The sequence below is a fragment of the Arthrobacter sp. ov118 genome, assembly GCF_900116495.1.
Taxonomy (GTDB): Bacteria; Actinomycetota; Actinomycetes; order Actinomycetales; family Micrococcaceae; genus Arthrobacter.
In genome coordinates, this window is record NZ_FPAY01000002.1 from 17,231 (window position 1) to 41,998 (window position 24,768).

The 24,768-nt window shown below is 66.5% G+C and carries 18 protein-coding genes and 3 tRNA genes; 18 read left to right on the plus strand and 3 right to left on the minus strand.

Annotation, left to right across the window (positions count from 1 at the left end; translation table 11 throughout):
* Positions 1–3: 3 nt before the first annotated feature.
* From BM372_RS05540 to BM372_RS05550, 3 genes are all read right to left on the minus strand, one after another.
* Positions 4–79: transfer RNA gene (locus tag BM372_RS05540), tRNA-Lys, on the minus strand.
* A 117-nt stretch (positions 80–196) separates the two neighbouring features.
* Positions 197–1,342, minus strand: a complete 1,146-nt coding sequence (locus tag BM372_RS05545; protein WP_371261711.1) for a PQQ-dependent sugar dehydrogenase — start codon at positions 1,340–1,342, stop codon at positions 197–199.
* A gap of 30 nt (positions 1,343–1,372) precedes the next feature.
* The gene (locus tag BM372_RS05550; protein WP_090953051.1) at positions 1,373–2,236 is read right to left on the minus strand and encodes a sunset domain-containing protein; all 864 of its coding nucleotides are present in this window, start codon (positions 2,234–2,236) and stop codon (positions 1,373–1,375) included.
* Between the two features lie 129 nt (positions 2,237–2,365).
* Between BM372_RS05550 and BM372_RS05555 the strand changes: the two genes are divergently transcribed.
* From BM372_RS05555 to BM372_RS05640, 18 genes are all read left to right on the plus strand, one after another.
* Positions 2,366–3,331 (plus strand): LysR family transcriptional regulator, encoded by a 966-nt coding sequence (locus BM372_RS05555; RefSeq protein ID WP_090953053.1) that lies wholly within the window; start codon positions 2,366–2,368, stop codon positions 3,329–3,331.
* Between the two features lie 99 nt (positions 3,332–3,430).
* On the plus strand, positions 3,431–5,152 hold the full coding sequence (gene ilvD / locus BM372_RS05560; protein ID WP_090953055.1) for a dihydroxy-acid dehydratase: 1,722 nt from the start codon (positions 3,431–3,433) through the stop codon (positions 5,150–5,152).
* 452 nt (positions 5,153–5,604) lie between these two features.
* Positions 5,605–7,503, plus strand: coding sequence for an acetolactate synthase large subunit (locus BM372_RS05565; RefSeq protein ID WP_090953057.1), 1,899 nt, complete (start codon positions 5,605–5,607; stop codon positions 7,501–7,503).
* A gap of 2 nt (positions 7,504–7,505) precedes the next feature.
* Positions 7,506–8,018: an acetolactate synthase small subunit gene (gene ilvN, locus BM372_RS05570; protein WP_018773531.1), complete on the plus strand. Its 513-nt coding sequence runs from the start codon at positions 7,506–7,508 to the stop codon at positions 8,016–8,018.
* Positions 8,019–8,093: 75 nt separating this feature from the next.
* Positions 8,094–9,119, plus strand: coding sequence for a ketol-acid reductoisomerase (gene ilvC, locus BM372_RS05575; protein WP_090953059.1), 1,026 nt, complete (start codon positions 8,094–8,096; stop codon positions 9,117–9,119).
* Between the two features lie 126 nt (positions 9,120–9,245).
* Complete coding sequence (serA, locus tag BM372_RS05580) at positions 9,246–10,835, plus strand: phosphoglycerate dehydrogenase (protein ID WP_090953061.1); 1,590 nt, start codon at positions 9,246–9,248, stop codon at positions 10,833–10,835.
* 205 nt (positions 10,836–11,040) lie between these two features.
* Positions 11,041–13,827, plus strand: coding sequence for an ABC transporter permease (locus BM372_RS05585; protein ID WP_090953063.1), 2,787 nt, complete (start codon positions 11,041–11,043; stop codon positions 13,825–13,827).
* Positions 13,824–14,591 (plus strand): ABC transporter ATP-binding protein, encoded by a 768-nt coding sequence (locus BM372_RS05590; RefSeq protein ID WP_371129565.1) that lies wholly within the window; start codon positions 13,824–13,826, stop codon positions 14,589–14,591. Before BM372_RS05585 ends, BM372_RS05590 begins: the two co-directional genes overlap by 4 nt.
* Before the next feature lie 9 nt (positions 14,592–14,600).
* Positions 14,601–16,160, plus strand: a complete 1,560-nt coding sequence (gene metG / locus BM372_RS05595; protein ID WP_090953065.1) for a methionine--tRNA ligase — start codon at positions 14,601–14,603, stop codon at positions 16,158–16,160.
* 78 nt (positions 16,161–16,238) lie between these two features.
* Complete coding sequence (locus BM372_RS05600; protein ID WP_090953067.1) at positions 16,239–17,291, plus strand: 3-isopropylmalate dehydrogenase; 1,053 nt, start codon at positions 16,239–16,241, stop codon at positions 17,289–17,291.
* A 180-nt stretch (positions 17,292–17,471) separates the two neighbouring features.
* Positions 17,472–18,584, plus strand: coding sequence for a branched-chain amino acid aminotransferase (locus BM372_RS05605; protein ID WP_090953069.1), 1,113 nt, complete (start codon positions 17,472–17,474; stop codon positions 18,582–18,584).
* Between the two features lie 109 nt (positions 18,585–18,693).
* A complete protein-coding gene (locus tag BM372_RS05610; RefSeq protein WP_090953071.1) occupies positions 18,694–19,509 on the plus strand; it encodes an MBL fold metallo-hydrolase in 816 nt (271 codons plus the stop codon).
* A 10-nt stretch (positions 19,510–19,519) separates the two neighbouring features.
* Positions 19,520–20,296, plus strand: a complete 777-nt coding sequence (locus tag BM372_RS05615; protein ID WP_090953073.1) for a fumarylacetoacetate hydrolase family protein — start codon at positions 19,520–19,522, stop codon at positions 20,294–20,296.
* 207 nt (positions 20,297–20,503) lie between these two features.
* On the plus strand, positions 20,504–21,736 hold the full coding sequence (locus BM372_RS05620) for a multicopper oxidase domain-containing protein (RefSeq protein ID WP_090953724.1): 1,233 nt from the start codon (positions 20,504–20,506) through the stop codon (positions 21,734–21,736).
* A gap of 106 nt (positions 21,737–21,842) precedes the next feature.
* Positions 21,843–23,381, plus strand: a complete 1,539-nt coding sequence (gene gltX / locus BM372_RS05625) for a glutamate--tRNA ligase (protein ID WP_090953075.1) — start codon at positions 21,843–21,845, stop codon at positions 23,379–23,381.
* A gap of 1 nt (position 23,382) precedes the next feature.
* On the plus strand, positions 23,383–24,090 hold the full coding sequence (locus BM372_RS05630) for an HAD family hydrolase (protein ID WP_090953077.1): 708 nt from the start codon (positions 23,383–23,385) through the stop codon (positions 24,088–24,090).
* A 349-nt stretch (positions 24,091–24,439) separates the two neighbouring features.
* Positions 24,440–24,511 (plus strand) — tRNA-Gln (locus BM372_RS05635).
* Positions 24,512–24,639: 128 nt separating this feature from the next.
* Positions 24,640–24,712 (plus strand) — tRNA-Glu (locus BM372_RS05640).
* Positions 24,713–24,768: the final 56 nt, after the last annotated feature.

Sequence of the window (24,768 nt, forward strand, 5' to 3'; positions counted from 1 at the left end):
CCTTGGTGCACCCCCCGGGACTCGAACCCGGAACCCATTGATTAAGAGTCAATTGCTCTGCCAGTTGAGCTAGAGGTGCATCTGTTGTTTTCGCTCGCCGGGGGCTTTTTATTTCCCTCGTTGTTCTCCGCAACGACATGAAACTCTACACGAGATTGGCCGCAGTGTGAAATCGAGGCTCAAGGGGCCTTGGCGACTAGCCCGGAAGGTCCAATATCAGCGCAAAATCAGGGTTTTGGGCGTTGCTGAGGAGCCACAGGCGGCCGTCGGGAGCGAGCGAAACGTTCCGGATCCGTCCGTACTTCCCTGTGAAATAGCTCACTGGAGTCGCGGCGAATTCGCCGTTAAGGGTGACCACCCAAAGCCTTTGGCCCCGCAACGCGCCCAAATAAGCGGTGTTGCCGACAATTTCGAGTCCGCTGGGCGAGGACGTCGCCGTCGACGGCCACACCACCTTGGCGTCCAGGAAGCCGGAGCGGTGCGGGGCGCCGGTCACGTCGGGCCAGCCGTAGTTCCCGCCCGGCACGATCAGATTGAGCTCGTCATTGACGTCGGGGCCGAACTCGCTGGCCCACAGCCTGCCTGCGCTGTCCCAAGCAAGGCCCTGGACGTTTCTGTGACCCAGGCTGTACACCGGGTTCTCCCCGTAGGGGTTTCCCGGCGCAGGCTGGCCATCGGCCGTGATCCGGAGGATCTTCCCGCCGAGGGCCTTCGGGTCCTGCGGCTGCTCGCGGCGCTGCGAATCGCCGGTTCCCACATACAGGAAGCCGTCGGGGCCAAAACGGATCCGTCCGCCGTTATGCGTGCCGGCCTTCGAGATGCCCGTGAAGACCGGCTCCGGAACACCGAGCTCCAGCCGCCCGCCGCGCTCGTCAAGCCGCATACGGGCAATCCTGTTATCCGACTCCGAGGTGAAGTACGCGTAGAGGTAGTGGTCGACCGCAAAGTCCGGTGAGAGTGCAAGGCCCAGGAGGCCGCCTTCGCCGCCGGGAACGACGCCGGGTACCTTGCCGAGGGTGCCCAGCTGCCCGGGTTTGACGGTCCTTAGCTGCGCCGAGTCGCGTTCGGAGATGACCGCCGTGCCGTCGGGCAGGTAAACCGTGGACCAGGGCAACTGCAGCCCGTCAATCCGGCCCACAACGGCGGGCTCGCCTGCGGTCCCCGGTGTGCTTGGCCCCGGTGCGCCTGTTGTGCTTGTCCCAGGCGCCGCTGTCGCGGGGCCGTCGGCGGGCTGACCGGCGACCGGCGGCGTGCCACCCCCGGTGCAGCCGTTTAAGGCGACCAGGGCAACGGCCAGGGCGGAGGCCCTGACCACTGCCCTGGCACGGAAGCGGGGGAGCACCACGGGGAGAGACACCGGCCCGGGGGCTTGCTACAGGCGCGTCCGGCGCGGCGGCCGGAAGCCGGCGGCTTCGGCATGCGCAGCGGAGATAAACCACACCCCCGCACGGGTCTCCTCATAAGCCGGGCTGGTCTCGTCGTGGTACGTCATGGACGAGGCGTCACCCTTCACCGTAAATCCCTCCGGCCCGCTGCCATCGGCCGCCGGAGCCGCCGACCCCTCGCCGTAGGGCTGCTCCGTGGCCAAGTGTCCGGTCGGTTCGCCGGCTCCGGTGGCCTCGCCGGCGGTGACGTCGTCGACCGGTTCCGCGGCTGCCGACTCCGCGCCGGGAAGGGTCGGCGCGTGGGGCTCGGTGTATTCGCGGTGATGGACCGGAACCCCCGCCGGCTCTGCGGCTGCCGGAGTTGTAGCTGCCGGAGATTCGGCCGCCGACCCGACGACATGTGCCCCGTGAGCCGGTTCATGGTGGGCCGTGGAGGGATGGGTTTCGGTGGGCGCGGCCGTCTCGGACCACTGGGTCTCCCACTCGGAAGTGTCCGCTGTAGGCGCGGACTCCGGCGCCGTGTTTGTGGACATCCCTGCCGCCGGCCCAGCCGTCGGCACGCCTGCCGCCGGCCCAGCCGTCGGCACGCCCGCGGCCGTCGTGGATTCCGGGGCCGGGGTCGCCTCTGGTATTGGGGTCGCCTCTGGTGTTGCGGTCGCTTCGGGCGCCGCCATGGCCGCTCCGGTCCCCGCCGCCCCGCCGCCCGCCGCCCCGCCGACGGCCCGTGAACCGGCGGCCTCTGAACCGGCGGATGTGGAATCCGTGCCTGGGCGGTTCTTGTTGCGGTTGAGCAGCCACCACACCACGGCCGCGGCCACGATGATGACGACGAGCCAGACAATCCAGTCCATAACAGAGCCTTTCAGTCCCGTATTGCATCCATGAGGCACGGTTGCCGATGATTGACGGTACGTCCGGGCCGAGTCGGCTGTCCAGCGTCCCGGAGACCCGCAAGCAGGCCCGCCGTGTAGCCTCGGCTCATGGATTTCAAGCGACTGCGGCTTCTGCGCGAACTTGCCGACCGCGGCACAGTGGGTGCCACCGCGGAGGCCATGAAGGTCACGCCCTCGGCTGTCTCACAGCAGCTGAAAACCCTGCAGGATGAACTGGGGGTAGTCCTGGTGGAGAAGTCCGGCAGGGGAGTGCGGCTCACCGAGGCGGGGCTGGCCATGGCCGGCGCGGCGGCCGAGGTATCGACGGCCATGGCGCGGGCGGAGGCAACCATCGACACGTACCGGCGCGGCTGGCAGACGCGGGTGGTGGCGGCCTTCTTTCCCAGCGCTGCCGAGATGTTCCTTCCCGGGCTCCTCCATCGGGTCAAGGCCATCGAAGGGCTCCGCTTCGAGGCGCACTTCGAGGACCCGGGCGTTGCCGGCTTCGCGGGGCTGACCGCGGACTACGACATCGTTCTGGCACACAGCGTCGACGGTCCGGAAGTTTTCGGCGGCCAGGGCCTGGCGGTGGTGCCGCTGCTGGACGAGCCGCTGGACGTGGCCCTGCCTGCCGGGCACGCCTTGGCCGGCAAGGCCACCGTGTGCGCCGAGGACGTTGTCGGGTTCCCCTGGATGGGCGTTCCGGAGGGCTTTCCCTTCGACACCGTGCTGCGCCAGATCGAGGTGCGGGCGGACGCGCCGGCCCTCCGTGCCCAGCAGTTCCCCGATCTGCGGGTGCTGGAAGCCCTTGTCAGCGCCGGCCACGGGGTGAGCCTGCTGCCGCGGTATACGGCTGTCAGCAACCAGGGCCGGGGCTTTGTCCTCCGTCCGCTCGAAGGGGTGAAAGCGAACCGCAGCATTGTGGCGCTGGCCCGCCCCGACGTCGCAGCCCGGACCACCATCCAGCAGGTCTTGGCGATGCTGAAGGCCGAAGCCCAAGCCGTCGCAGAGGCCCCGGAACTCAGCGAAGCGGCCCACCGGACCGTCAAAACCGCCACCGATTTCATCATGTGAGACGAGAGTCCACTATTTGATCGAAATATTCGCGGGTTTCCGCTTAACGGTCCTCCGCGGTGTCGTTGGCGTCCGCGGCGGAGTCATAGACTTTGAGCCATGAGTCAGGACACCCAAACAGAATCAGGCACGAAGCCGGACATCAAGCCCCGCAGCCGGGTCGTAACCGATGGAATCCACGCCGCCCCCGCGCGCGGTATGTTCCGTGCGGTCGGCATGGGCGATGACGACTTCGCCAAACCGCAGATCGGCGTGGCGAGCTCGTGGAACGAGATCACCCCCTGCAACCTTTCGCTCAACCGGCTGGCCCAGGGCGCCAAGGAAGGCGTTCACGCCGGCGGCGGGTTCCCCATGCAGTTCGGCACCATTTCCGTCTCCGATGGCATCTCCATGGGCCACGAGGGCATGCACTTCTCGCTGGTCTCCCGCGAAGTCATTGCCGACTCCGTCGAGACGGTCATGCAGGCCGAGCGGATCGACGGCTCCGTGCTCCTGGCCGGCTGTGACAAGTCGCTGCCCGGCATGCTGATGGCCGCGGCCCGCCTCGACCTGGCCAGTGTGTTCCTTTACGCCGGCTCCATCATGCCCGGCTGGGTCAAGCTTGAGGACGGCTCCGAAAAGGAAGTCACCCTCATCGACGCCTTCGAAGCCGTCGGTGCGTGCGCTGCCGGCAAGATGAGCATGGAAGACCTCACCCGCATCGAAAAGGCAATCTGCCCCGGCGAAGGCGCCTGCGGCGGCATGTACACCGCCAACACCATGGCCTGCATCGGCGAGGCGCTGGGCATGTCCCTGCCCGGCTCGGCCGCGCCGCCCTCCGCCGACCGCCGTCGTGACGAATTCGCCCGCAAGTCCGGCGAGGCGGTGGTAAACCTGCTCCGCCTCGGCATCACGGCGCGCGACATCATGACCAAGAAGGCCTTCGAGAACGCCATCGCCGTCACCATGGCCTTTGGCGGTTCCACGAACGCCGTGCTGCACCTGCTGGCCATCGCCCGCGAAGCCGAAGTTGAACTGACCCTCGACGACTTCAACAGGATCGGCGACAAGATCCCGCACCTTGGCGACCTCAAGCCGTTCGGCCGCTACGTTATGACCGACGTCGACAAGATCGGCGGCGTGCCGGTCATCATGCGCGCACTGCTCGACGCCGGCCTGCTGCACGGCGACTGCCTCACCGTGACCGGCAAGACAGTCGCCGAGAACCTCGCAGCGATCAACCCGCCGGATCTGGACGGCAAGATCCTCCGCGCCCTGGATAACCCGATCCACAAGACCGGCGGCATCACGATCCTGCACGGCTCGATGGCTCCGGAAGGCGCCGTCGTGAAGAGCGCAGGCTTCGACGCCGACGTCTTTGAAGGCACCGCTCGCGTTTTCGAGCGCGAACAGGGCGCCCTTGACGCCCTGGACAACGGCGAGATCCACAAGGGCGACGTCGTGGTGATCCGCTACGAAGGCCCCAAGGGCGGTCCCGGTATGCGGGAGATGCTCGCCATCACCGGCGCGATCAAGGGCGCGGGCCTGGGCAAGGATGTCCTGCTGCTGACCGACGGCCGGTTCTCCGGCGGAACCACGGGCCTGTGCATCGGACACGTCGCGCCGGAGGCCGTCGACGGCGGTCCCATCGCCTTCGTTCGGGACGGGGACCGGATCCGCGTGGACATCGCGGCCCGCACCTTCGACCTGCTGGTCGACGAGGCCGAGCTCGAGGCCCGCAAGGTCGGCTGGGAGCCGCTCCCGGCCAAATTCACCAAGGGTGTCCTGGCGAAGTACGCCAAGCTCGTCCACAGCGCCTCCACCGGCGCTTATTGCGGCTGACGCTCCGGCTTGGGTGACCAGGCTTAATAAGGGAGGCTCCGAGGGGCCCCCAGGCGAACGGCGTCCGCGCCGTCCGCCTGGGGTAGGAGGCTCCCGCCCACCCCTCCAGCGGCGACACGACCGCTGGAGGCGGTGGGGCAGGGGAGGGCCAGAACGTGGACAACGAAGTCCAAATAGTGAGACGCGGCTTCGGCTCGTTGACACCTGTCTCACTCAGAGGGAAAACTGAACGCATGATCGAGATCGTTACCGGCTGCGCCGCTGCAGATGCAGTCGTCGTCCTTACCAAGCGCGTGGCTGGCTAGCCCGACTGGTAACGAACCGTCACGCGCAACCCCTCGAAGAGCCAGTCGGCTGAGGGGTTTTTTTATTTCCCGCACCACAGCACCACCGCAGCACCAGCACCACCTCGAAGTTCCACGATCACCGAAGATCCACAAAGGAAGAGTCCGATGAGCAAAGGATCGCCGATCAGCCCCTCGCTGATGGCCACAAAGTCCACTGGAGCCCCCAAGGCTCCGGAACGCGCCGAACGTCCGGCTGACGCCGGCGTCGACACTGCCGCCGTCTCTCCTGTCCTTGGACCGAACAACGTCGTACCCCCGACGGTGATGACCGGTTCGCAAGCAATTGTCCGCTCGCTCGAAGAACTCGGCGTCGACGACATTTTCGGTTTGCCCGGTGGCGCGATCCTGCCCACCTACGACCCCTTGATGGCCTCCAAAATGAACCACGTTCTGGTCCGTCACGAACAGGGAGCCGGCCACGCCGCGCAAGGCTACGCCATGGTTACCGGACGGGTTGGCGTCTGCATCGCCACCTCGGGCCCCGGTGCCACCAACCTCGTTACCGCCATCATGGATGCCCACATGGACTCCGTGCCGATCGTGGCCATCACCGGCCAGGTCTCCAGCGGGGTGATCGGCACCGACGCATTCCAGGAAGCTGACATCGTTGGGATCACCATGCCGATCACCAAGCACTCGTTCCTGGTTACCGACCCCAACGACATCCCGCACGTCATGGCCGAGGCCTTCCACCTGGCCTCCACGGGGCGTCCCGGCCCGGTCCTCGTGGACGTCGCCAAGGACGCCCAGCAGGGCGAGATGACGTTCTCCTGGCCACCCAAGATCGACCTCCCCGGCTACCGGCCCGTGCTGCGTGGCCACAGCAAGCAGGTCCGCGAGGCCGCCCGGCTCATCTCCGCGGCCAGCAAGCCCGTGCTGTATGTGGGCGGTGGCGTGGTAAAGGCCCACGCCTCGGCCGAACTGCGCGAGCTGGCCGAGCTGACCGGCGCGCCCGTGGTGACCACCCTGATGGCCCGCGGCGTGTTCCCGGACTCGCACCCGCAACACGTCGGCATGCCGGGCATGCACGGCACCGTTTCCGCCGTGACCGCCCTGCAGCAGTCCGACCTGCTGATCACGCTCGGTGCGCGCTTCGATGACCGGGTCACCGGCATCCTGAAGTCCTTTGCCCCGAACGCCAAGGTGATCCACGCCGACATCGATCCGGCGGAGATCTCCAAGAACCGCACGGCCGACGTGCCGATCGTCGGTTCGGTCAAGGAAATCATCCCGGAGCTGAGCGAGGCCGTCCGCGTCCAGTTCGAGGCGTTCGGCACTCCCGATCTGACCAACTGGTGGGCCTTCCTGAACAACCTCAAGGAAACCTACCCGCTGGGCTGGACCGAACCGGAGGACGGGCTCAGCGCCCCCCAGCGCGTGATTGAGCGCATTGGTGCGCTGACCGGGCCCGAGGGGATCTTCGTCGCCGGCGTCGGACAGCACCAGATGTGGGCCGCGCAGTTCATCAAGTACGAACGCCCGCACGCCTGGCTGAACTCCGGCGGCGCCGGCACCATGGGTTACGCCGTGCCGGCGGCCATGGGCGCCAAGGTGGGCGAACCGGACCGCGTGGTCTGGGCTATCGACGGCGACGGCTGCTTCCAGATGACCAACCAGGAACTCGCCACCTGCGCGATCAACAACATCCCCATCAAGGTCGCCATCATCAATAACTCCTCGCTGGGCATGGTCCGGCAGTGGCAGACCCTCTTCTACGAGGGCCGCTACTCCAACACCGACCTCAACACCGGCCACGACACCGTCCGCATCCCGGACTTCGTCAAGCTGGCGGACGCCTACGGCTGCGCAGCGCTCCGGTGCGAACGCGACGAGGACATTGACGCCACCATCCAGAAGGCACTTGAGATCAACGACCGCCCCGTGGTCATCGACTTCGTCGTGAGCCCCAACTCGATGGTGTGGCCGATGGTCCCCGCCGGAGTCAGCAACGACCAGATCCAGGTTGCCCGCAACATGACCCCGGAATGGGAAGAGGAGGACTGAACATGACCCGCCACACATTGTCCGTACTGGTCGAAGACAAGCCCGGTGTGCTGACCCGCGTCGCCAGCCTCTTCGCCCGCCGGGCCTTCAACATCAATTCCCTGGCCGTCGGCCCCACCGAAGTCCCGGGCATGTCCCGGATGACCGTGGTGGTCGACGCCGATGGCGAGCTGATCGAACAGGTCACCAAGCAGCTGAACAAGCTGGTCAACGTGATCAAGATCGTCGAGCTCACCTCCGAATCTTCCGTACAGCGTGACCACATCCTGGTCAAGGTACGTGCGGATGCCGCAACACGCCTGCAGGTTACCCAGGCTGCAGACCTGTTCCGCGCTTCAGTGGTCGACGTCTCCACAGAGTCGGTGGTCATCGAGGCAACGGGCCACCCCGAGAAGCTCACGGCGCTCCTGTCAGTGCTTGAGCCTTTCGGCATCCGCGAAATCGTGCAGTCCGGCACCTTGGCCGTCGGGCGGGGATCCCGCTCCATGAGTGACAGGGCCCTCCGCTCCGCATAGGCGGCCGGAGGCGCCCCGTTTTACCGCAGCACTAAAGACAACACCTACAAAAACCACTCAAGAGGAGTTACGCAAGTGACTGAAATGTTCTACGACGACGACGCCGACCTGTCGATCATCCAGGGTCGCAAGGTAGCCATTGTCGGCTATGGCTCCCAGGGCCACGCCCACGCCCAGAACCTGCGCGATTCCGGCGTCGAGGTTGTCATCGCGCTCAAGGAAGGGTCGAAGTCGATCGCCAAGGCCGAGGACGCAGGCTTCACGGTCAAGACCGTTGCCGACGCCGCCGAATGGGCCGACGTCATCATGATCCTGGCGCCGGACCAGCACCAGCGCTCGATCTACACCGAGTCCATCAAGGACAAGCTGACCCCCGGCAAGGCCCTGGCCTTCGCCCACGGCTTCAACATCCGCTTCGGCTACATCGAGGCCCCCGAGGGCGTTGACGTGATCCTGGTCGCCCCGAAGGCTCCGGGCCACACCGTGCGCCGCGAGTTCGAAGCCGGCCGCGGCATCCCGGACATCATCGCCGTCGAGCAGGACGCCACCGGTTCCGCCTGGGAGCTGGCGAAGTCCTACGCCAAGGCCATCGGCGGCACCCGCGCCGGCGTCATCAAGACCACCTTCACCGAAGAGACCGAAACCGACCTCTTCGGCGAGCAGTCCGTCCTGTGCGGCGGCGTGTCCCAGCTGGTCCAGTACGGCTTCGAAACCCTGACCGAGGCCGGCTACCAGCCGCAGATCGCCTACTTCGAGGTCCTTCACGAGCTCAAGCTCATCGTTGACCTCATGTGGGAGGGCGGCATCGCCAAGCAGCGCTGGAGCGTTTCCGACACCGCAGAGTACGGCGACTACGTCTCCGGCCCGCGCGTCATCACCCCCGAGGTGAAGGAAAACATGAAGGCTGTCCTCGCCGACATCCAGTCCGGTGCCTTCGCAAAGCGCTTCATCGACGACCAGGACAACGGCGGCGCCGAATTCAAGGAACTGCGTGCCAAGGCAGAATCGCACCCGATCGAGGCTGTCGGCCGCGAGCTGCGCTCCCTGTTCTCCTGGCAGCAGCAGGACCAGGACTACGTAGAGGGCTCCGCGGCCCGCTAAGGCTGCGCGCCAGGCGCCCAACAAAGGGCAACAGTGAGGCCGGGTTCACACTTAACAATGTGAGCCCGGCCTTTCCGTCGGCCTAGACTTCTTTTATCCCCCGGACTGCAACGCAGAGGATCAGCCGTGTCAAAACCCGTAGTATTGCTCGCCGAAGAACTTTCGCCCGCCACAGTCGAGGCCCTCGGCCCGGACTTTGAAATCCGCCAGACTGACGGCGCCGACCGTTCCCAGCTGCTCTCCGCGATCAGCGACGTCGACGCGATCCTGGTCCGCTCCGCTACCCAGGTGGACGCCGAGGCCATCGCCGCCGCCAAGAACCTCAAGGTGATCGCCCGGGCCGGCGTGGGCCTGGACAATGTGGACATCAAGGCGGCCACGCAGGCCGGCGTCATGGTGGTCAACGCGCCGACCTCCAACATCGTCTCGGCCGCCGAACTGACTGTCGGCCACATCCTGAGCCTCGCCCGGCACATTCCGCAGGCCAGCTCCGCCCTTAAGGACGGGGAATGGAAGCGCTCCAAGTACACCGGCATCGAGCTCTTTGAAAAGAAGATCGGCATCATCGGCCTCGGCCGGATCGGTGCCCTGGTGGCGGCCCGCCTGAAGGGCTTCGACACCAAGATCCTCGCGTACGACCCCTACATCACCGCCGCCCGCGCCGCCCAGCTCGGCGTGCAGCTGGTGACCCTCGACGAGCTCCTCGCGCAGTCGGACTTCATCACCATCCACATGCCCAAGACCCCGGAGACCGTCGGCATGCTCGGCGCCGACGCGTTCAAGAAAATGAAGAGCACGGCCTACGTCGTCAACGTCGCCCGCGGCGGCCTGGTGGACGAGGAGGCCCTCTACGCCGCGCTCGAGGCCGGTGACATCGCCGGCGCCGGCGTCGACGTCTTCTCCAAGGAACCCAGCACCGACCTGCCGTTCTTCAAACTCGACAACGTCGTGGTGACCCCGCACCTGGGTGCCTCCACTGATGAGGCCCAGGAGAAGGCAGGCGTCTCCGTCGCCAAGTCCGTCCGCCTGGCACTCGCCGGCGAACTCGTCCCCGACGCCGTCAACGTCGCCGGCGGCGTCATCGCCCCCGACGTCCGTCCCGGCATCCCGCTGATGGAAAAACTGGGCCGCATCTTCACCGCCCTGACCCACGCCTCGCTCACCCAGTTCGACGTCGAGGTGGCCGGTGAGATCTCCTCGCTCGACGTCAAGGTCCTGGAGCTCGCGGCGCTCAAGGGCATTTTTGCCGACGTCGTGACCGAGCAGGTCTCCTACGTCAACGCCCCGGTGATCGCCGAACAGCGCGGCATCAACGTCCGGCTCATCACGACGCCGGAGACGGAGTCCTACCGCAACGTCCTGACCCTGCGCGGAGCGCTCAGCGACGGCAGCCAGATCTCGGTCGCCGGAACCCTCACCGGGCCCAAGCAGATCCAGAAGCTCGTGGGCGTCAACGGCTACGAGGTGGAGATTCCGATCAGCGAGCACCTCGTCGTGGTGGCGTACACTGACCGCCCCGGCGTGATCGGCACCATCGGCCACATCCTGGGCATGAACAACATCAACATCGCCGGCATGCAGGTGGCACGCCAGGCCGAGGGCGGCCAGGTGCTGGCCCTGCTGACCATCGACAGCTCGGTTCCCCAGCAGGTCCTTGACGCGATCAAGGCCGGGATTGGCGCCGACATGGTCCGCGAGGTTGACCTGGAGGACTAATTTCCTCCCGCGGGGCCGCCGGCAGCGGCAGAAGAGCTGCCGGCGGCCCTGAGCGGGCGGCCGGTCTGCGTACAATGGCTAGGACCGAATTCCAGGTCTTGGCCGGCAGACCGGCCTTTACTTTTGCACGCCCGGCATGGGACGCCACCAATTCCGCAGGAAATGAACTGCGGCGTGCGCACGCAATCCAGCTTTCAGGAGCCCAATGAACGCCGTCCAGAGGTTCATCAGAAGCAGAGTGCTTTTGCTGACCGCGTCCATTTTGATCGTGGCCATGTGCCTGTCCGTCCTCGTCCAGGGCCAGTCCCAGGCGGCGCTGAGCAGGACCGTCGACCAAAACTCCCGGGGGCTCTACGACATCCTGGTCCAGGCCAAGGCGGACGACAACGGCGGCCTGATGCAGCCGGACATCGCCACCGGCCAGGGCGGCATGAGCTTCGAGCAGCTCGATGCGATCCGGAAGCTGTCCGGCACCTCGGTGGCCGCACCCATCAGCCTGGTCTCCCGCGTCACCCAGAACCTCGAGTCGCCGCGCCTGGAGGCCACCGACTACCTGGGCTACAACGCGGGCCTCGCCGGCACCGCCGGGGACCCCACCGCCACCGACCCGAGCAAATGGCCGGCCGCGGAATCGGTCCTCAGCGACACCCCGAAGAAGTACCGGCTCACCGCCAGCGCCGTCAGCTCCGACGGCCACTCCGACCAGACCCTCTTCAAGACCACGGCCGAAGGCTCCCTCGGCAAGGCCAAGCTCGTCGAAGAGCAGGTCGACGGCGGCAAGAACGTCCGCATCCAAGGCCCGGCCGGAGAGACCGGCATCAAGTTCCCCACCCCGGCCGGCGGTTCCGAGCACAACCTGTTCAACCTCTCCGTCTCCCTGCCCATGGCGCCGCAGGTGACCGAGTCGGTCGTCGCCGTCGACCCCGTCTCCGAACGCGCGCTGCTCGGCACTGCCGGTGACTTCCTGGCCCCGCTGGAGAAGGCCCCGCCCGCTGACGCCCGCAACGCCGGCGCGATCGGCCGGCACTTCGAGAGCCTCTTCACCAACGGCATCAGCATGGACGAACTCAAGGAAGGCCCGGACTTCCTCGGCGTGAAGCTCAAGTACTGGGCGCCGCTGATGACCCAGTACCAGCAGGCCAAGCGCGACGGCCAGCTCACGAACGATTCCCAGGCCATCCCGCTCATCGTGCGCTCGGGCACGGCCCTGGACCTGTTGTACTCGGTCAAGATCGAGGAAATCGACGACTCCGGCAACGTCACCAAGGACGTCGGCACCGTGACCCGCTCGCTGGACAAGGACTACCTGCCGTTTGTCTCCAAGTCCCCGTTCGCCCTCGCCTGGCCCGGGTCCAAGGACCTTTCCCAGCTCATGGGCGACACCGGATCGTTCAGCCAGGGCCTCTACAACCCGGCCACCTGGACCACGAATTTCGCCGCAGCCCCGAAATACACGGACGGCGCAACCGCCGCCAACGGTGCCGTGGACAAGAGCGCCACCCCCGGCGACTGGGTCACCGTGAACCGGCTGCCGGACAAGGCCGCCAACGGGGAAGCCGTCGACCAGACGCAGCGCAACCCGGTGGACGAGCGGTCCTACCGCGAAAACCTGGAGACCGGCAAGAAGCTCGCCACCCCGCTGGCGATGGTCTACGGCACGTTCGACCCCGCGGCCGTCAAGGAGGCCGCCGGCGACGTCAACCGGCTGCCCCTGGGCGGCTACGACCCCGCGCCGTTCACCCTGACCAAGGACGCATCCGGCGCTGAGGCCAACACCGAGCTCAAGCCGTCGCTGAGCGCCACCGGCCTGGTCAGCCAGTCCGCCGGTGCCATCACCGACTTCTACGGACTGGCGGCCGCCCGCGGCTACGAGCAGAACGCCTCCGTGATCGACGCCGTCCGCGTCCGCGCCACCGTGCAGGGCAGCTGGAAGCAGGCGCAGCCCGAGGTCGAGAAGCTCGCCAACGAGATCCGCGACATGGGTCTGCAGGCCACCGTGGTGGCCGGGTCCGCCCGCGAGGACGCCAACATCGCCGTTCCCGGCTATTCCAAGGACGACGCCGGCAAGGAGTCGCCGCTGGGCACTGTCCAGCAGTCGTGGGTCCGCCAGGACGCCGCGGACGCCGTGTCCGGTTCCCTGACCGCCACGAACCTGACGCTGCTGTTCATGACGCTGTGCGGCGCCGCCCTGCTGACCGGTGCGTCCACCGTCAGCTACGTGCGCAAACGGCGGAGCGAAGCAGGCACCCTGCGGGCCATGGGCTGGACACAGCGCAGGATCCGCTCCTGGGTGCTGGCCGAATTCGGCGTCGGCGCCGCGTTGCTCGCCGTCGTCGGCACCGCCCTGAGCCTGATCACCTGGAGCGCCGCCACGGCGATCGTCTCGGCGTCGGTCCTGGTGCTCTACGCGGGTGCCGCCTTCTTCGCAGCGCAGCAGCTGCGCCACCGCGACGAAGTGGACCAGGAACCGCAACATGACGAAAGGCTCATGGCAGTCGATTCGCCGCTGACCTTCGCCAACCGCCAGCTGAGCACGAACAAGTTCAACACCGGCTCGCTTGCGGTCGCCGTCGGCGTCTTCGGCGCCGCCGTTGGCGGCCTGGTCGCACTGCTGATTGACATTCCGCGGGCCGCCGGTGCCAGCGCGCTCAGCGGCCTGGCCGCGGCCAGCATCGCGCTCCCGAGCATCATCCTGGCCGTCTCCGGCGTGGCCGTCGGTCTGCTCCTGACCATGGTCACCGGACGGTTCGAGCTGCAGGCCAAGCGGCAGTACCTCGGCACACTGCGGGCCATGGGCTGGAACCCGGACATGCTGGGCCAGGTCCGCTTCTTTGAAAACGCCATGGTGGGAACTGTCGCGTTGCCGCTCGGTGTGGTGGGCGCCCTTGGCATCGGGCTCCTCCTCGCCCCCTATGCCGCGCTGTGGGCCGCCCTTGCCGGCCTTGTGGCTGTACTTTGCTGGATTCCGATTGCAACGAAAGTGGTCCAATGACTAACGAGCTGAACCTTGACCGGGAGGCACACGACCGGATGACCGCCAGCACCCGTCGCGGTGCACACAAGACCCGCGCCAACACCATCGTGAAGGCCACGGACCACGCCACGCCGCTGGAACTGAGCAATATCACCATCCACTACGGCGGAGGCAAGGGCGGCGCCGAGCCCGTCAACGTCGTCGACGACTTCAACATGACGCTGCATGCCGGCGAAATGCACTGTGTCGCCGGCCGTTCCGGCTCCGGCAAGACCAGCATCCTGACCGTCGGCGCGGGCCTGACCCTGCCGACGTCGGGCCGGGTGTTCTGGGAAGGCGACTCGCTCGAGACCATGGGCGACGATGAGATCGCCGACCGCCGCCGGGCCCTGATCGGCTACGTCGACCAGGGCGGCGCCTTGATCGACGGCATGAGCGCGCTCGAGAACGTCCTGCTGCCGGCCGTGCCCGACGGCGAGGTCGAGAAGCGCCGCGACATGGCCAAGGACCTCCTGGACCTTGTGGGCCTCGGCCGGCGCATGCGCCACCGCCCCGCCCAGCTCTCCGGCGGTGAGCGCCAGCGCGTCGCCATCGCCCGGGCCCTGATCCTCGGCACCCGCGTTTTGGTGGTCGACGAACCCACAGCCAGCCTCGACCGGGCCGCGGCCAACCGCATCATCAGCATCCTGAAGGACACGACGTCGGACGGCATCGCCGTGCTGGTGGCTTCACATGACCACGAACTTGTCCGCCAGAGCGATACCCTGACCGAACTGATCTAGATTTAGACCGTGACTTCAACTGATAAGACCCCCTTCTACATCACCACGGCCATCACGTATCCCAACGGTGTGCCGCACATTGGGCACGCCTACGAGTACATCGCCACCGACGCGATGGCCCGCTTCAAACGCCTGGACGGTTTCGACGTCTTCTTCCTGACCGGAACGGACGAGCACGGCATGAAGATTGCCCAGACCGCGGAGAAGGAAGGCCTGACGCCCAAGGGGCTGGTGGACCGGAACGCCGAAATCTACAAGGCGGCCCACGCCGCCCTGGGTGTCTCGTATGACCGATTCATCCGCACCACCGACGCCGACCACTACGCGGCGTCGCAGGCCATCTGGAAGAAGATGGAAGCCAACGGGGACATCTACCTCTCCAAGTACGAGGGCTGGTACTCGGTCCGCGACGAAGCGTTCTACGTCGAGGACGAGACCGTGGTCAAGGACGACGGCGTCCGTTACTCCCGTGAATCGGACACCGAGGTCACGTGGACGGCGGAGGAGAGCTACTTCTTCCGGCTGTCCGCCTACCAGGACAAGCTGCTGGCCCTCTACGAGGCGCAGCCCGAGTTCGGTGCGCCGCAGTCCCGCTTCAACGAGGTCATCAGCTTCGTCAAGCGCGGCCTGGAGGACCTCTCCATCAGCCGCACCACCTTTGACTGGGGCGTCCCGGTGCCGGGCAATGACAAGCACGTCATGTACGTGTGGGTTGACGCCCTGACCAACTATCTGACGGGCGTGGGTTACCCGGACGTTGATTCCGAAGCGTTCAGGAAGTTCTGGCCGGCCGACGTGCACGTCATTGGCAAGGACATCTCCCGCTTCCACGCCATCTACTGGCCGGCGTTCCTTATGAGTGCAGGACTCGAGCTGCCGAAGCGGATCATGATCCACGGCTTCCTGCAGAACAACGGCGTCAAGATGTCCAAGTCCCTCGGCAACGTCGTGGCACCTGCCGACTTCGTCGCCCAGTACGGGCTGGACCAGGTGCGCTACTTCTTCCTGCGCGAGGTCCCCTTCGGCGCCGATGGTAACTACAACCACGAGGCCATCGTGGGGCGGATGAATTCGGACCTCGCCAACAACTTCGGCAATCTGGCCCAGCGGTCGCTGTCCATGGTGGCCAAGAACTGTGAAGGCCGCGTGCCGGTTCCGGCCGGGTTCTCTGCCGCGGACGCGGCGATCCTCGGCCAGGCCAACGGCCTGCTGGACGTCGTCCGGGCCGCGTTCGAGAAGCAGGAGTTCAGCCGCGCGCTGGAAGCCATTTGGGCTGTCTTGGGTGACACGAACGCCTACTTCGCCGAGCAGGCCCCGTGGGTGCTGCGCAAGACTGACGTCGAGCGCATGAACACGGTGCTCTACGTGACACTCGAGGTGCTGCGGATCGTCGCGCTCCTGGCCCAGCCGGTCATGCCAACCGCGACGGCGGCAATCCTGCACACGCTTGGCCAGCCCGAGGGCGAGGCGCGGAAGTTCGCTGCCATTGCCACGCCGATCGAAGCCGGCACGCAGCTGCCCGCTCCCGCCCCGGTGTTTCCGAAGTACGAGGAACCCGCCGAGGCCTAAGCCGGTGCCGCCCGCCCGGGATGTTTGAATAGTGAGACGACTTGACCAGAATGTGGATCATTTAGCTACCCTGAAAACATGAGCGCATCCACGATTGATCTGGCAGTCATCCCGGGCGACGGCATCGGCCCGGAGGTCACGGCCGAGGCCCTGAAAGTCCTTGAGAAGGCCGCGGCGGCCGAGGGGATCGCGCTCCAGCAAACCCACTACAAGCTGGGGGCGGAGCACTGGCTCGAGACGGGGGAGACCCTGCCCGCGGCCACCCTGGAGGACCTTCGGACCCGGGACGCCATCTTGTTTGGCGCCGTCGGAGCAGCCCCCGGCGACACCCGGATTCCCTCCGGGATCATCGAGCGCGAGCTGCTGCTGAAGCTGCGCTTCAGCCTCGACCACTTCGTCAACCTGCGGCCCTCGCACCTCTACGCCGGCGTCGGCAGCCCGCTCGCGAACCCCGGCGAGATCGATTTCATCGTTGTCCGCGAAGGCACCGAAGGTCCCTACGTGGGCAACGGCGGCACCCTGCGGGCCGGCACACCTCACGAGGTCGCCACCGAGGTGTCGCTGAACACTGCCCACGGCGTGGAGCGCGTGGTCCGTGACGCGTTCCGCCGCGCCAACGAGCGCCCCCGCAAGAAGCTCACCCTCGTGCACAAGCACAATGTCCTGGTCTTCGCCGGCCAGCTCTGGAAGCGCACGGTCGAAGCCGTGGCCCAGGAGTTCCCCGACGTCGCCCACGACTACCTCCACGTCGACGCCGCCACGATCTTCATGGTCACCGACCCGTCCCGCTTCGACGTGATCGTCACGGACAACCTGTTCGGCGACATCATCACCGACCTCGCGGCAGCCGTGACCGGCGGCATCGGCCTTGCAGCATCCGGCAACATCAACATGGAACGTACCGCACCGTCCATGTTCGAACCGGTGCACGGTTCCGCCCCGGACATCGCCGGCCAGCAGAAGGCAGACCCCACCGCCGCCATTCTCTCCGCGGCCCTCCTGCTCGACCACCTCGGGTTTGCCGGCGCCGCCCGGAAGATCGAGGCAGCCGTCAGGACCGACGTCGAAGCCCGCGACGGCGCCTTCCGGACCACGAGCGCCATCGGCGACGCCATCGCGGCGGCGCTGTAGGCACTGCTGGATTGGTTGCGCCGTATTCGCTGCCGGATTTGCGGCGTCTGCTTTCTGTCCTTCGGGCGCCGAGGAACCGGTGCCCTCAACGGGCGTAAGCTAGTTTCGAATCACCAACATGCTGCCGTGGTCCGAGGGTGAACCACGTTCCCACGCCAGGCAGCCGATCGTGGAGGAACCATGACTCAGACTGCCCATGGCGTCGAATTCACCCTGCACCTCTCGGAGACCCCGAAGTCTGCTGAAGAGCGTGCAGCCATCCTGGCGAACCCGGGATTTGGCGACCATTTCACCGACCACACCGCGATTGTCGACTACACCGTCGACGTCGACGGCAACGGTGGCTGGCACGACGCGCGGGTTGAACCCTACGGTCCCATTGCCCTGGACCCTTCCGCCGCCGTGCTGCACTACGGCCAGGAAATTTTCGAGGGCCTGAAGGCCTACCGTCACGCCGACGGCTCCATCTGGTCGTTCCGCCCCGAGGCCAACGCCGCCCGCCTCAACAAGTCCGCCCGCCGCCTGGCCCTGCCGGAGCTCCCGGAAGAGTACTTCCTCGGCGCCATCCGCGAACTCGTGGCCGCGGACAAGGAATGGGTGCCGTCCGGAGACGGCGAGGCACTGTACCTGCGGCCCTTCATGATCGCCACCGAAGCATTCCTGGGCGTCCGGGCGGCGCGCCAGGTGTCCTTCCGCGTGATCGCCTCCCCGGCTGGCAACTACTTCGGCGGCGAGCTCAAGCCCATCTCCATCTGGATCTCGCGCGAATACGCCCGCGCCGGCCGCGGCGGAACAGGTGCCGCCAAGTGCGGCGGTAACTATGCCGCCTCGCTGATCGCCCAGCAGGAGGCGGAGGCACACGGCTGCAAGCAGGTTTTGTTCCTGGACCAGTTCAACGACAACGCGGTCGAGGAACTCGGCGGCATGAACGTCTTCTTCGTCATGAAGGACGGCTCGCTGGTCACCCCGGCGCTGTCCGGCACGATCCTTGAGGGCGTAACGCGCTCTTCCGTGATGCAGGTGGCCAAGGACATGGGCCGGGGAGTCACCGAGCGTAAGATCACCCTGGATGAATGGCGCGACGGCGTTGCGTCCGGTGAGATTACCGAGGTCTTCGCCTGCGGCACCGCGGCCGTCATCACGCCCATCGGCGTGCTCAAGGACGCCACCGAGTTCATCGGTTCCGAGGACGCCAAGGCGGGGGAGACCACCATGGCCATCCGCGCCCAGTTGCTCGGCATCCAGACCGGCACTGTCGAAGACACCCACGGCTGGCTGACCCGCCTCGCCTAGGCCCTCTAGCTGACTGGCTCGGCAGCTAGTTAGGCCCGGCAGATAGCCCACGACGGCGGCTCCCTCCTTGCGGCGGGGCCGCCGTCGCATCTAGTGCAAGGAGGGGACAGTGACACCCGAGACATCCGGCGGCATTGTCCGCAGCAGCGCCCTGACCCGGTTCCGCCTGGCCCCGAACCCGGGCCCGATGAGCCTGAACGGAACCAACTCCTACCTCATCGGCGCGCCGGGAGCGGCCGGTAGTGTCGCCGTCGACCCCGGGCCCCTTGACGAGGCGCACCTGCAGGCGCTGGCCGGGGACGGTGCAATCGAACTGATCCTGATTACGCATCGGCACGCGGACCACACCGCGGCAGCCGTGCGGTTTTCGGAACTGACGGGGGCACCGGTGCGGGCCGCGGACCCGACGCACTGCCACGGCGCGCTGCCCTTGCAGGACGGCGAAACCCTCCGCGCCGCCGGGGTGGACATCAGGGTACTGGCGACGCCGGGCCACACCTCGGATTCCCTGTGCTTCCACCTGCCGCAGGACGGCCCGCACGGCTCAGTGCTGACCGGGGACACGATCCTGGGCTCCGGAACCACTGTGCTGGACTACCCCGACGGCACTTTGCGCGACTACCTCGGGTCGCTGGACCGGCTGGAACGCCTTGGACCCGCCACAGTGCTGCCGGCCCACGGCCCGGTGTTGCCGGCACTCGACGCCGTCGCCCGCGCCTACCGCGACCACCGCAACGGCAGGCTCGAACAGGTCCGGGTGGCCCTTCAGGCACTGGGTGCCGACGCCGGCATCGGCGCCGTCGCGGATGCCGTGTACACGGACATCGACCCCTCCGTCCGGCGCGCCGCGGAACTCTCGGTCGCGGCGCAGCTGGACTTCCTGCGCACCGGCCCAACGGACAGGGAAGGACGGCTGGGACGGTAGGCTAGGACCCATGCGTATCGCCCGGTTTGTCGTTGATTCTGATCCCCTCTACGGCGTTGTGGAAGGTGAGCCCGGCAGTGAGGAAGTCACTGTCATCAAGGGCGACCCCTTTTTCCACGGCGTGGAACGAACCCCCACCAAGCACAAACTGGAAGACGTCCGCCTGCTGGCGCCGATCATCCCGCGCAGCAAGGTGGTGGGGGTCGGCCGCAACTTCGCCGAGCACGCCCGGGAGCTGGGCAACGAGGTGCCCCAGCAGCCCTTGCTGTTCCTCAAGCCCAACACCTCCGTGATCGGGCCCAACGATCCCATCGTCCTGCCGGAGTTCTCCGAGGAAATCTCCTTCGAAGCCGAGCTGTGCGTCGTCATCGGCCGGATCTGCAAGGACGTTCCCGAGGACCGCGTGGACGACGTGATCTTCGGCTACACCTGCGGCAACGACCTCACCGCCCGCGACGTCCAGAAGACGGACCTGCAGTGGGCCCGCGCCAAGGGCTTCGACACCTCGGCCCCGCTCGGCCCCTGGATTGAAACCGAGCTCGACACCGAGGACCTGCAGATCCAGGGCCGGCTCAACGGCGAACTGCGCCAGGACGGCAGCACCAACCAGATGATCCGCGGCGTCCGGGAACTCGTCTCGATCGTCTCCCAGGCCTTCACCCTGCTGCCCGGCGACGTCATTATGACCGGAACCCCCGCCGGCGTCGACGTTGTGCAGGCCGGCGACCGCTTCGAGGTCGAGATTGAGGGCATCGGCCGCCTCTCCAACCCGGTAGTGCGCCGCTAGTAGATTTGCGCGCCGATTTCGGACAGCCGCACCGTGGATCCACGGTGCGGCTGTCTTTTTTCGTAGCGGTATTCCGGGCTAGCAGCGGCAGTGAACGGGCGATAAACGTCAGACGGACGCAGCCCAAGATAAGCCGAAGGTGCCAACTCTATAGTTGTCAGGTCGGAGCTGAGTGTGTGGCGCCGGCTGAACCGGGAGGGACGCATCATGGAAAGCCGCGAAAGGACGCAAACGGAGTGGCGCCGGGGTCCGCGCTACTGGCCCCGGTGGCTCCAGGCCTTGTTCCCCTTGGGGATAGCTGCGGCGTTCGCCACAGTGTTCATTTCAGCATCAGCAACGGCCACCGTACCGGCGAAGCAGTATGCCGCCCAGACGCGGACCTACTACATAGCGGCGGATGAGGTCGATTGGAACTACGCTCCTTCCGGCATCAACCAGATCACGGGCGCGGCTTTCGATGCCACGGCCGCTGTTTTTACGGAGCAGGGGCCCCAAAGGATTGGCACCACCTACATCAAGTCCCTGTACCGGGAATACACCGACTCGACTTTCTCCGCCCTTAAACCGCGCAGCGCCGAGGACCAGCACCTGGGCATGCTGGGACCGGTCATCCGGGCCGTCGTGGGCGACACCATCGAGGTCGTCTTCAAGAACAACCTCGACCACCCCGCCTCGGTCCACGCGCATGGCCTGTTCTATGACAAAGGCAGCGAGGGCGCCCCCTATGATGACGGCACCGGGCCGGTGGACAAGGATGACGACGCCGTTGCACCCGGCGCCGTCCACAACTACGAATACAAGGTTCCCGACCGGGCCGGTCCCGGCCCGATGGACGGCACCTCGGTGGTCTGGATGTACCACTCGCACAAGGATGAGGTCGCCGACGACTACGCCGGACTGGTGGGGCCGATGGTCATCACCAAGGCCAGCGCCGCGCGCCCGGACGGCACCCCGGACGACGTGGACCGAGAGTTCTTTGTCCAGTTCAAGGTGAGCGACGAGAACGCCAGCCCGTACCTGCAACGCAACATTGACCGCTTCACGGGGGAGCCGGCCACTGTAAAGATCGAAGATGAAGAGTTCAAGGAGAGCAACCTGATGCACTCCGTCAACGGGTACGTCTTCGGCAATTTGCCGCTGGATTCGATGACCATGCACAAGGGCGAACGGGTGCGGTGGTACTTGATGGGCATGGGCACCGAGGTGGACCTGCATACCCCGCATTGGCACGGCAATACAGTGACGGCCGTGGGAATGCGTACCGACGTCGTCAGTCTCCTGCCCGGCTCCATGATAGTGGGCGACATGGTCCCCGATGACCCCGGCACCTGGCTCTTCCACTGTCACGTCAACGACCACATCACCGCCGGGATGCTGGTTAGGTACCGCATTCTCGCCGGGGACAATCCCGGCAACGGCAACCACACGCGCCATCCCTAAGGTAAGCGCCAGGGGAGATGGACTGAATCCGGGGCGCCATCCCCGGCAGCCGCCGGACGGGCCACCGCCGAAGCCTAAACGGGCACGCGGTAATGTTGGTACCACTATGACTACTGCTTCCGCGTCCGACGCCGTCTCCAGTTCCGCCCCGCTTGCCGCCCCCACCGGTGAAGTCACCCCCGACACTCCGGTCCGCGTCCGGTTCTGCCCGTCACCCACGGGCACCCCGCACGTCGGCCTGATCCGCACCGCCCTCTTCAACTGGGCCCACGCCCGGCACACCAAGGGCACCTTCGTGTTCCGGATCGAGGACACAGACGTGGCGCGTGATTCGGAGGAGAGCTACCAGCAGCTCCTGGAGGCCCTCAAGTGGCTCGGCATCACTTGGGAAGAAGGCGTGGAAGTCGGCGGCCCGCACGAGCCTTACCGCCAGTCGCAGCGGCTGGAGCTTTACAAGGACGTCGTGGCCAAGTTGATGGACGCCGGCTACGCTTATGAGTGCTACTCCACGCCGGAGGAGGTCGAGGCCCGCCACCGGGCGGCCGGCCGCGACCCCAAGCTCGGCTACGACAACTTTGACCGCGAGCTCACCGATGAGCAGCTCGCCGCGTTCAAGGCCGAGGGCCGCGAGCCGGTGCTGCGCGTCCGCATGCCCGATGAAGACGTCACATTCACCGACATGGTCCGCGGCGAGATCACGTTCAAGGCCGGCAGCATCCCGGACTACGTCATAGTCCGCGCGGACGGCTCCCCGCTGTACACCCTGGTCAACCCGGTGGACGACGCCCTGATGGGGATCACCCACGTGCTCCGCGGTGAGGACCTGCTGTCCTCCACGCCCCGCCAGGTGGTGCTGATCCGGGCGCTGATGGACATTGGCGTGGCCAGCTACATGCCGGTCTTCGGACACCTGCCGTACGTCATGGGCGAGGGCAACAAGAAGCTCTCCAAGCGCGATCCCCAGTCCAACCTGTTCCTGCTCCGGGACCGCGGCTTCATCCCGGAGGGCCTGTTGAACTACCTGTCCCTGCTCGGCTGGAGCCTCTCCGCCGACGAGGACATCTTCACCGTGGACCAGCTGATCGAGAACTTCGACGTCAACGACGTGCTGGCCAACCCTGCCCGCTTCGACATCAAGAAGGCCGAAGCCATTAACGGCACCCACATCCGCATGCTCGACCCGGAGGACTTCCGCGGCCGCCTGGTGCCCTACCTGCAGGCCGCCGGTTTTGTCGGGGAGACGCTGACGGACCGCGAGGAGCAGATCCTGGCCGAGGCCGCGCCGCTGATCCAGGAGCGCATCTCGCTGCTGGGCGAAGCGCCGGAAATGATCGCTTTCCTGTTCAAGGCCGACGACGCGATCGATGTCGCCGACGACGCCCGCAAGGGACTGCCCGAAAACCTCACCGAGGTGCTCGACGCCGCCCTCGCCGCGCTGGAGCCCATCAACGACTGGACGGCCGAGAACATCCAGGCCGCACTGAAGGAAGCCCTCGTGGAAGGCCTCGGCGTCAAGCCGCGCCTGGCCTTCGGACCCGTCCGCACGGCCGTCTCGGGCCGCCGGATCTCCCCGCCGCTGTTCGAATCCATGGTCATCCTGGGCAAGGACTCGTCCCTGGCCCGCCTGCGCGCTTTCCGCGGCTGAGATGCTCGACGCGGGTCTAGGCGCAGTGCATGGCGTCCTGTTCGACATCGATGACACCCTGGTGGACCTCGAATTCGCCATGACGACCGCCCTGCGCGACGTCAGCGAGCACCTCCTGCCCGGCCTGGATGATGCCGGGTGGGAGAGGTTCGGGCGGATCTTCACGCACGAGACCACGCACTTCTACGACCGCTACCTGGCCGGGGAGCTGACGTTCAATGAGCAACGGCTGCTCCGCGGCCGGGCAGCGCTGGCGTACTTCGGCGTCGAACTTTCCGACGGTGAGCAGGCCCACCACTGGGTGAGTTCCTACGCGAGCCGCCAGCACGGCTACATCAGGGCGTTCGACGACGTCGGCCCGCTGCTGGACGCGCTGGACGCCGTCGGCATTCCGTACGGAGCCGTAAGCAACAACGTCCACGACTACCAGCGCGTGAAGCTCGACGCGGCAGGGTTGGAACGCATCGCCGTGCTCGTGGGCACCGACACCGTTGGCGCCGCAAAACCGGACCCGGCCATCTATCTCGAGGGTGTCCGGCGCCTCGGCACCGGCGCCGGCCAGACGCTGTATATCGGGGACAACAGGCTCCTCGACGCGGAAGGCTCGACGGCGGCCGGCTTGGTTGGCGTGTGGCTGAACCGCGGTGGGGAGCCGGCCCCCGGCTTCCTCGGGCGCGAGGTCGGATCCCTGCTGGAGCTGCTGGCGTAGCTGGGATGTCCGACACGTCAGCGGATAGGGCAGGCCTTACGGCCCGGCCACCCCGGCATTTGTGATGCAGTTAACATCCCGGGCCTGATCGCCGAACCGCCCGCGGGGGAGCAGTGAGCGGGAGGAGCTCACCGGGAACGTACCGGACGTAAGCCTGATTTCCCCCGGATTGGCGGGCCTCGGACGGTGCAGCCGTGCCTTAGCCGCCCGGCGGCGCTCGGCGGAAACTGCACACAACGCCGCCGGCTCGCCGATTTGTGCAAGTGAAAACTCTCGGGTAAAGTAATTACTCGTGCTGAGGCGCCGGGAGCGAGGGTTTGGGCCCAAACATCCGGTCCGGAAGTGCCATTGGGATATGGTGTAATTGGCAACACTACGGTTTCTGGTACCGTCATTCTAGGTTCGAGTCCTGGTATCCCAGCTCTGAAAATCCGCGGATATCCGCGGATATTTAGAAGTTTCAGATCGGCTGGTCCGATTTGGAGCAGCGCCAAGTGTATGAAACAATCATTTGGCTTGAACGGCAGAAATGCAGTTCTGAAAGTACGCGGCCCCATCGTATAGCGGCCTAGTACGCCGCCCTCTCACGGCGGTAACGCGGGTTCGAATCCCGCTGGGGTCACATCGGAAACGGTCCCGGGCATCAGCCCGGGACCGTTTTGTTTTCCCCCGATCTGC